This window comes from Pseudomonas sp. NPDC086112 (assembly GCF_044746425.1).
GTDB lineage: Bacteria > Pseudomonadota > Gammaproteobacteria > Pseudomonadales > Pseudomonadaceae > Aquipseudomonas.
Genome location: NZ_JBIVCD010000004.1, coordinates 177170 through 185309 on the forward strand (window position 1 = coordinate 177170; position 8140 = coordinate 185309).

Sequence of the window (8140 nt, forward strand, 5' to 3'; positions counted from 1 at the left end):
CGCGCAGGCGAATTTGGTGGGGCTATCAAGGTCGGGTGGAAGCAGATTCTCCAACCCCAGAAACAACAAAGCCCTCGCATTTCTGCGAGGGCTTTGTTTTGTATGGTGCGGCACCAGACGAACGGTAGGTTTCATCTAGGCCAGGTTTTCTACGGGTCTGGAATTCGGTAGAAAATTCAGCGTACCCCAACTGGTAACTATAAATAAATCAGTTAGTTATGGCGCTCAGTGGAATCGAATCCGGACCCTATGGGTATAAATGCAAGCCTCTCTGGGCATAGTTATCTAAGGCTATACGTATGGTTTAAAGTGATAGAGCATTCAGCTCGTCTTTGTAAGGCATTTTTGACGAGTAAAGATTATGAAATGCTTTCCCAATAGCTCCTGAAAAAAGAATTAGTTCTGGATTGTTGGTTCCACCCATGAGGATGTGAGTCATTGCAATACCTGGGTAAGGATCTATGTAATAAATTTCTTTTACGCCCAACTGATATGCTTTTTTTGAGCAAAGTTCGCAAGGGCTTGCGGTTGTGAACAGCTTCCCGTTTTCTATGCCCCTACCACCATATTTAGATATTTGTAAAAATGCATTTTCTTCTGCATGTAGTGAACGAGTGTGTACTTGGTTTTTTTCTCCTATCAAGTCGTTATATTCGCTTTTAAAGCAGTAAGAAACATTTCTTCCTGTGTTTTCAATTTTCAGGTATTTTTCGCTTTCTTGGGTAAATCTAGCGATGTATTGAATATTCGACTTTTCGTATTCGGAGTATGCTTCTTGATCGTTTCCACTCACTAGATCAAACCTGTTTCTTAAACTGCAAGGTACCTGCCCAAAAGGAGTGTCATTCCATCCTACGGACTGGACTGAGAAATTTTTATCCGTTACTACTGCTCCGACCTGCCTGGAAATGCAACCTGAGTTCAGTTTTGCGGTGTAAGCAATTTGCATGCATCTTTCTAAAGGCGTGGGTGTTATTAGCCCTGGGCGAACCATAAGGCAAACGAACGTTATGATTTGATTTGCTAGTAAGCTGAAGTGTGAAACTGTATTGGTTGAGTTTGGATTGCTAATATATAGGTCGGAACGTTGCAGGCAGGCTTGGATATCCTGCTTTATGTAAGTTGATTTGTCGGTTAGCTTTCTATCGCCGTATTCTTCATCGTCCATCGCTTTTATTTGGGTGTCCGTATATCCCAATGCTCTGAGTCGGGATTTACGCTGGTCATCTTCACAGGAAACGGCCATTAAATAAAATGATGAGTATCTATCTTGGAAGTATATTGCTTCAAATGGATTGCGGATCGCGTCTATTACGATGAATGTCCGCTCACCTCTATTTCTGGCCTTACGTATCTCTTTAATTATTTTGTTGATTCGTTCGGCTAGAGAAAAGAAGTTTCCCCCAATTACCTCGTTCGAGGTTGGGTTGCCAGAATTTCGGACATTGTTACCGACTGTTTGAAATAGTGCGACATATCCTGCTCCGCCAATTTGTTTTTTTAGTTCATTGTTCTGGTTTGGTAGGAATTCAGTGTAAAAAACTCTGAGCGAATCAACATCTTGATGGTTTAGGTTGGTGTGCGTGTCTTTTATAACCTTTATGTTTTCTATGATTTTTGTCTGCAGATCGTCAGTAAGTCCGGCGACGCCTCCTATAAATCTTGCAGTATCTTCGATGCTTTTTTCGCTGAGCAACAATGTTAGGATTGAGCTAGCTTGAATTGAAATAAAAGGAGTCCAGGTTTTTTCAAAGCATTTATAAATAATTTTTTGTTTTCTTTGAGTGTTGTCATTTGGTGAGCCTCCTTTGTATAAGGAGTGCTTTATCTGATCTTGCTTTTTTGAAAGTATGCTTGCTACGGTTGAGCATCCACTTCCTGTCTGACCAGTCAGTCCTATTATTATAAAATCGTCTTTATCGCCATAAATTTTCGAAATAGTATTTTCAAAGTATGTTGTCATTTTTATCGTCCATGTACTGGCTCGGGTAGGCGTTCCCTAGATGCGTCTGTAGGCAATATGCCATTATTTTTTCGGCGATATCAAGGGATTGGTGCAGCCACGCAGCTGAGTGCATTGGGCCGATTGAGTGGGGTACTGCAGATAGCTTTGTGTCGATCCCGCCCTCCGCCTATAAGCGACAGACAGCGATGAACGAAAAAAACCGCCAAAGGGCGGGTTTTTCGGGGGCGTGAAAAAGTGGACACCCATTAGCCGGTCTCAAGTCAAGGTTAATGGGTGTCCCCTTTTCCGATTCGCCACTATGACGGTCGAGCAGCGCTTCCACGGAATAGGGGACGGATCTATTTTCCTGGCTAAAAACGGGGTGTCTGCGCGCAGTGGTGCTAGCGTTGAACACAACATCTATCCGCTGATGCTTCGGTATCGAACCAGTACCCACCTCAAAGGAAAAACCGTAATGGATCTACATAACGAGTTCGAGAACAGCAAATTCTTCAACCGCGCCCGAATCGATCGACGCGCCGCCGATGCCTTGGTCGGGTTGGCCGCTGGGATTACGGCCGACGGTGTTGTGAACATCACAGAAGCGGTTTTTCTAAAGCAATGGTTGGAAAACAATCTCGCGCATCTGAATGATCCGGTAATCAATCTGCTGTATTCACGTTTGGCGTGCATGCTTCAGGACGATGCTCTAGACAAGGATGAGTCCCTGGAGCTGCTTAACATCCTGCGTGGTTTTTCTGGAGTGGGTATTGAGGGAGCGAAGGTCGGGGGTGCTGTTGCCGTTGCTCCTACGGATCTTCCCTTCAATTTACCGGCCCCTGATTTGGTGTGGAATGGCCGGATGTTTGTATTTACAGGTGTTATGGCTTTTGGGCCACGTAAGGATTGTCAGGCGCTGGTCGAAGAACGAGGTGGTTTGATTGGCGGCAATGTGAGTAAGAAGGTGCATTACCTGGTGGTCGGTAGTGTGGGCAATGAGCAGTGGCGCCACAGTACTTATGGAACGAAGATCATGAAGGCGGTGGAGTTGCGGGAGGCGGGAGCTTCGATTGCCATTGTGGGAGAGGATCACTGGCAAAGGATGCTGTTTGGTTGAGGTTGCTTCGTTGTTGGTGTTTTGGGGAAGGCAGCCCTTTGTCTTGGCCAGCAGATCGTCGGTGGGTTTGACGGCCTCATCGCGAGCAGGCTCGCTCCCACAGGTTTCCAATGTGTCGACAAAAATTGGACGTTCCAGAAACAACAAAGCCCTCGCATTTCTGCGAGGGCTTTGTTTTGTATGGTGCCGGCACCAGGAGTCGAACCCGGGACCTACTGATTACAAGTCAGTTGCTCTACCAACTGAGCTATACCGGCATGTTAGGGCGACGATTATAGCGATTGGGTTGGTTCTGTAAACCCCTGAATTCAGACTATTTTTACGCAGGCGTTTGGTCAGGCGCGAACCAGCACTTTCTTGAGTTTCTGCAGGGCACGCCAGGCTCGGCTGTTTTGCATCGCCCGCAACTGCGCTTCGGCGTGTTCGGCGCGTTGCAGGGCGGCGGCGAGGTGGTTTTCAGCGTCGGTGATGGGGTGGCTGAAGTTGTGGCCGCGGCAGAACTGGAATTCGTCCAGGTTGCAGGGCGGGATGTCGAAGGCGGGTTTGAGGGCCAGGTGTTCTTCGGCGAGGTAGTAAGTGTTGATGCCGTCGAACAGGATGGACTGGTAGCCGGCGCCGGTGACGAGGGTTTCCCAGGTCTGGTCGCGTTCCCATGGGGTTTCGATGAGGATGATCCACGGTCGCCATCGGGTGAAGTCCATGCCGCGCAGGACGGTTTCTTCGTGGCCTTCGACGTCGATCTTCAAGAAGTGAATCGGACGGATCCCGGCGTGTTGTTCGCAGATGGAGGCCAGGGTGCGGGATCTGACGGTTTGGCTGCGCACGTCCATGCCGGCGTCTTTGTGTTGCTGGGCCAGGGCCGGGTCAAGGGTCGACAGGCCGGTGCCGGCGATGCCGTAGAAGGTCAGGTCGTCGGCACTTTCGCCGGCCACGCATTGCAGGTTGATGTCGTTGGGGCGTTGCTCGCACAGGGCGTCGTAATAATTTGGCATGGGTTCGACGTTGATGCCGGTCCAGCCGCGGTCATAGAAGGCCTTGGTGACGGAGTCTTGGGTGGGGTGGTTGGCCCCGATATCGATATAGAAGCCATTTTCGACGTACTTGAGGGCGCGCCACAGGCGGATGTCTTCGAAATTCTGGGCGTAAGAAATGAACGTCACGGTCGCATCCTGTCGGTCAGATTTTTCTTGTTCATGTCCGCACTGTCGGCGTCCTTGTATGCGTGTATAGCAAGGGACGTTGCAAGGTGCAATTTTCCGCTCTGGATGTCCGGTGTTCGGCGGTTATGTCGTTTTGATGAAATGCTTATGCACAATGGGCTAGGGGCGATTGCCTGTTCATTACGATTTTGTAGACTCGTTCTCATTTGTCCGCAAATGCCTGTTTTGCGGGTTTTTTATTTGTGTGAACAAAAAATGACCAGCAGTGTTTAAGGCGTAAAACGGCGCGGATATTGGATCCACGATAATTCCATCAACAGAGTTATCCACAGGCTGTGGCTATTTAAGGACGTTCTGCCAGGAGTAGGAAATTGCGCGGCGTGAGTGGAGTTTTACAGAAGGTGCCGAGACGAACGGCGTAACCCTGTTCAATGAGGAAAAGTGCCCGATCAAGTACCAGCCACAGCTCCAGCGGCCGTCGGAAAAGGCCTCGCAGCAGCTCCAGATTGCGGACTTCAGCCAATCGCTGCCAACCGGCGGTTTCGAGTGTAGTCCAATCTGGGGCACCAACTGTGGATAAGTCTTTGAGTGCTGCCAGATCGCGGCAGTAATCGGCGAAAGGCTTGTCCAGCCAGGCGCTGGGCAGGGAAGGGGTTGGCAGGTATTCGTCGACGCCGCGCAGTTGCCGTTGCAGCAAGTCGAACGCCAGACGCCGGGCCATGGAGGTGTCGCGCTGGCGTCGGACGCGAGCGCCGGCGGTGACGGTTTCGCTCATCGGCAGCGCAAGATCATCAAGGGAGAGGCGTAGGTCGGAGCGCTCAGCCGCACAGGAAAGCGGCTGATAGGTGTCCAGACTGATCCGGTTGTAGCAGCACGGTGCGATGGCCAGTTGTTTGCAACCGGCGGCGCTGGCGAGCTGGATCAGCCGCACATGCAGATCACCGCAGGCGTGCAGCGCTACGGGCGTGTGATCGGCTTTCAATAAGGAGGCTGTGCCTGGCGCGAGCACATCCTGCTCGACATGCAGCGCATGCAACTGATGACGCTGGCTGAGTGCCTGGCCGCTGGCGACGAGCGCCGGGTCGAACTCCAGGCACGTCAGTTGTTGCCCGGTTTGCAGCAGACGCCGCCCCAAATGGCCCTTGCCCGAACACCAATCCAGCCAATGCGTCGGTGCATGAGCAAACTGCAGGCGACCGGCGAACGCTTCAATCTGCTGCCATTTGCGTCCCGGCACATCCACATTCAATCGATGACCTGCCGCTTCAAGTGTACGAGCTGGTAATTCACACACCGTGCTCAGGTCAGCAGACATCGCCGCCAATGAGGCAAATGGCTCCGGCGCATCAAGCAAACAAGGTTGGTTATGACTGCTTTCCGCATCCTCCAGTGACCGTCCGCGTAGCCAAAGCGCCAACTCCGGGTAGGACGCTTCCCAAGGCAGTTGCAGGTGGGTAAACGGTCGAGGTTTCCATAGCGCTTGATGCTCGATCAGAAAAGCATCCAGCGCGGTGAAACGGGCGAGCAGGGCCTCGCCCGTCAGCACGCAGGAATCAACGCCCTTGGCAGGCATCGACGCGCAGCCAGCGCTCCAGCAGCTTGAAGCCACGAACCAGCACGTAAGCCATCAGCAGATAGAACATGCCCGCGGCGAAGAAGATCTCCACCGGCAAGTAGGTGCGGGCGATGATGGTGCGAGCCATGCCGGTTAATTCCAGCAAGGTCACGGTGCTGGCCAGGGCACTGGCCTTGAGCATCAGGATCACTTCGTTGCTGTAGGCCGGCAGGCCGATGCGCGCCGCACGCGGCAGCATGATGTAGAACAGCGCTTTGGCCCGGGACATGCCCAGCGCCCGCGCCGCTTCAATCTCGCCCGGTGGAATGGCCTGGATCGCGCCGCGCAGGATCTCGGCGATATAGGCCGCGGTGTGCAGGGTCATGGTCGCCGTGGCGCACCAGAACGGACTGCGTAGGTAGGGCCACATCGAGCTGTTACGCACCGCGTCGAACTGCGCCAGGCCGTAGTAGACCAGGAACAGCTGAACCAGTAACGGTGTACCACGGAAAAAGAAGATGTAGCCGTAGGGGAATGCCCGCACGTACCAGAGTCGCGACGAACGAGCGATGCCCAGCGGAATCGCCAGCAGCAACCCGGCGATCACGGCGATAGCCACCAGTTCCAGGGTCAGCGTCGCGCCCTGAGCCAGTTTTGGCAGCCACTTGATGATGACTTCCCAGTTCATTGGGTGCTCCTCGCGAAGCCGCGAGCGGCACGTCGCTCCATAAAGTGCATGCCGGTCATGGCCAGAATGGTCAGACCCAGATACATGAAGGCGGCCACCATATAGAAGGTGAACGGTTGCTTGGATATGGTCACGCCGATTTGTGTGTGACGCATGATTTCTTCCAGGCCGATGACGGAGACCAGCGCAGTGTCTTTCATCAGGATCATGAACAGGTTGCCCAGGCCGGGAAGGGCGATGCGCCACATCTGCGGCATGATCAGCCGGGTAAAGATGCGAAATTTCGACAGGCCCAGGGCCACGCCGGCTTCACGGTGACCCTTTGGGATTGCCAGAATTGCACCGCGAAACACTTCCGTGGCGTAGGCGCCGAAGCACAGCCCCAGCGCAATCACGCCGGCGGCGAAGGCGTTGAGTTCGAGGTCGGGGTTGCCGAAGAACTCGCCCAAGGCACGCATCAGGTTGACTGTGCCGAAGTAGATCAACAGCACCCAGAGCAATTCCGGGATGCCGCGAACCAAGGTTGAATAAGTGCCGCCAAGCCATTGCAGCGGCTTGTACGGGGAAGTCTTGGCCAAGGCGCCGAGCAGACCGAGCACCAGCCCCAGGCACAAGGCCGAGAGTGCCAGTTTCACAGTCATCAGCGCACCAGCGGCGAGCGCCGGGCCGAATCCGTAGAGGTCGATAATCATGGATTTCTTTTCAAATCGCGGCAGGCAATGCGAAGGACCGGCGCCGTCAGAAAACGGCGTCGGCCAGGCAGGTCAGAATCAGTAGATGCTGAACGGGAAGTACTTGTCGTTGATCTTTTTGTAGGTGCCGTCAGCGACGATTTCTTTCAGCGCAGCGTCCAGCTTCTCGCGGATCGGGTCGTTCTTGCGCACAGCGATACCGATCTTGTCGCTTTCTTCCACCGGATCGCCCTTGAATTCGTAAGCACGACCGGCGTCGCTTTTCAGCCATTCGTAGTTGACGTACTTGTCGGCCAGGATGGCGTCCAGACGACCCGAAGTCAGGTCCAGGTAGGCGTTTTCCTGGGTGTCGTAGAGTTTGATTTCGACACCTTCCATGTTGTCTTCCAGCCAGGTGCCGGCCAGGGTCGCGCGTTGAGCGCCGATAACCTTGCCTTGCAACGAAGCCTTGTCGGTCTTGAAGTCGACGTTTTTCGGTGCGATGAACTGCAGCTTGTTGGAGTAGTACGGGGCGGTGAAGTCCACTGCTTGCTTGCGCTCTTCAGTGATCGACATCGAGGAGATCAGGAAGTCGAATTTCTTGGCGTTCAAGGCCGGGATGATGCCGTCCCAGTCGGAGGTGACCACGGTGCACTCGACTTTCATCTTGGCGCACAGGGCATCGCCGATATCTTTGTCGAAGCCGACGACATTGCCACTGGCATCTTTGTTGTTGAACGGCGGGTAGGCCGCTTCGATGCCCATCTTCAAGGTCTCGGCGGCGGCACCGGCGCTGAAGGCCAGGGTGACAGCAGCGGCCAGGAAGATTTTTTTGTAGTTCTGCATGCGGGTAGCTCCGTTAGCGGTTGCTGGACATGAATTGTTTGCAGCGCGCCGAAAGCGGGTTCTCGAACACCACCACTCGCGTTCCAACCTCTTCAACCAGGCCTTGGTGGACGAACACCACTACGCTGGAAACCTGACGGGCAAAGCCCAAAACATGG

Annotated in this window: 7 protein-coding genes, 1 tRNA gene and 1 pseudogene; 1 reads left to right on the forward strand and 8 read right to left on the reverse strand. The window is 53.4% G+C overall.

Features of this window, described 5'->3' with window-relative positions; genetic code table 11:
- Positions 1 to 304: 304 nt before the first annotated feature.
- Positions 305 to 1963 (reverse strand): hypothetical protein, encoded by a 1659-nt coding sequence (locus ACIPLA_RS05020; RefSeq protein WP_401172003.1) that lies wholly within the window; start codon positions 1961 to 1963, stop codon positions 305 to 307.
- A 457-nt stretch (positions 1964 to 2420) separates the two neighbouring features.
- Between ACIPLA_RS05020 and ACIPLA_RS05025 the strand changes: the two genes are divergently transcribed.
- Positions 2421 to 3062 carry a BRCT domain-containing protein gene (locus tag ACIPLA_RS05025; RefSeq protein ID WP_401172065.1) on the forward strand — a complete coding sequence of 214 codons (642 nt, stop codon included), beginning with the start codon at positions 2421 to 2423 and terminating at the stop codon, positions 3060 to 3062.
- A gap of 181 nt (positions 3063 to 3243) precedes the next feature.
- On the opposite strand, the gene ACIPLA_RS05030 is transcribed toward ACIPLA_RS05025, so the two are convergent.
- The 7 genes and pseudogenes from ACIPLA_RS05030 to ACIPLA_RS05060 all read right to left on the reverse strand — a co-directional run.
- Positions 3244 to 3319 (reverse strand) — tRNA-Thr (locus ACIPLA_RS05030).
- 78 nt (positions 3320 to 3397) lie between these two features.
- The gene (locus ACIPLA_RS05035; protein WP_401172006.1) at positions 3398 to 4222 is read right to left on the reverse strand and encodes an FkbM family methyltransferase; all 825 of its coding nucleotides are present in this window, start codon (positions 4220 to 4222) and stop codon (positions 3398 to 3400) included.
- 343 nt (positions 4223 to 4565) lie between these two features.
- Positions 4566 to 5795 (reverse strand): methyltransferase, encoded by a 1230-nt coding sequence (locus ACIPLA_RS05040; protein ID WP_401172009.1) that lies wholly within the window; start codon positions 5793 to 5795, stop codon positions 4566 to 4568.
- Positions 5776 to 6465 (reverse strand): ABC transporter permease, encoded by a 690-nt coding sequence (locus tag ACIPLA_RS05045; RefSeq protein ID WP_123498398.1) that lies wholly within the window; start codon positions 6463 to 6465, stop codon positions 5776 to 5778. The genes ACIPLA_RS05040 and ACIPLA_RS05045 overlap by 20 nt, the downstream gene beginning before the upstream one ends.
- Positions 6462 to 7157 (reverse strand): ABC transporter permease, encoded by a 696-nt coding sequence (locus tag ACIPLA_RS05050; protein ID WP_008068748.1) that lies wholly within the window; start codon positions 7155 to 7157, stop codon positions 6462 to 6464. Before ACIPLA_RS05050 ends, ACIPLA_RS05045 begins: the two co-directional genes overlap by 4 nt.
- 78 nt (positions 7158 to 7235) lie before the next feature.
- The gene (locus tag ACIPLA_RS05055; RefSeq protein ID WP_218396933.1) at positions 7236 to 7982 is read right to left on the reverse strand and encodes an ABC transporter substrate-binding protein; all 747 of its coding nucleotides are present in this window, start codon (positions 7980 to 7982) and stop codon (positions 7236 to 7238) included.
- Positions 7983 to 7995: 13 nt separating this feature from the next.
- Positions 7996 to 8140, reverse strand: a pseudogene (locus ACIPLA_RS05060) (ATP-binding protein); the annotation flags it as partial.

Coding starts and splice junctions, on each gene's coding strand:
- ACIPLA_RS05020 (WP_401172003.1), bottom strand. CDS start 1,963: ATGACAACATACTTTGAAAATACTATTTCGAAAATTTATGGCGATAAA.
- ACIPLA_RS05025 (WP_401172065.1), top strand. CDS start 2,421: ATGGATCTACATAACGAGTTCGAGAACAGCAAATTCTTCAACCGCGCC.
- ACIPLA_RS05040 (WP_401172009.1), bottom strand. CDS start 5,795: ATGCCTGCCAAGGGCGTTGATTCCTGCGTGCTGACGGGCGAGGCCCTG.
- ACIPLA_RS05045 (WP_123498398.1), bottom strand. CDS start 6,465: ATGAACTGGGAAGTCATCATCAAGTGGCTGCCAAAACTGGCTCAGGGC.
- ACIPLA_RS05050 (WP_008068748.1), bottom strand. CDS start 7,157: ATGATTATCGACCTCTACGGATTCGGCCCGGCGCTCGCCGCTGGTGCG.
- ACIPLA_RS05055 (WP_218396933.1), bottom strand. CDS start 7,982: ATGCAGAACTACAAAAAAATCTTCCTGGCCGCTGCTGTCACCCTGGCC.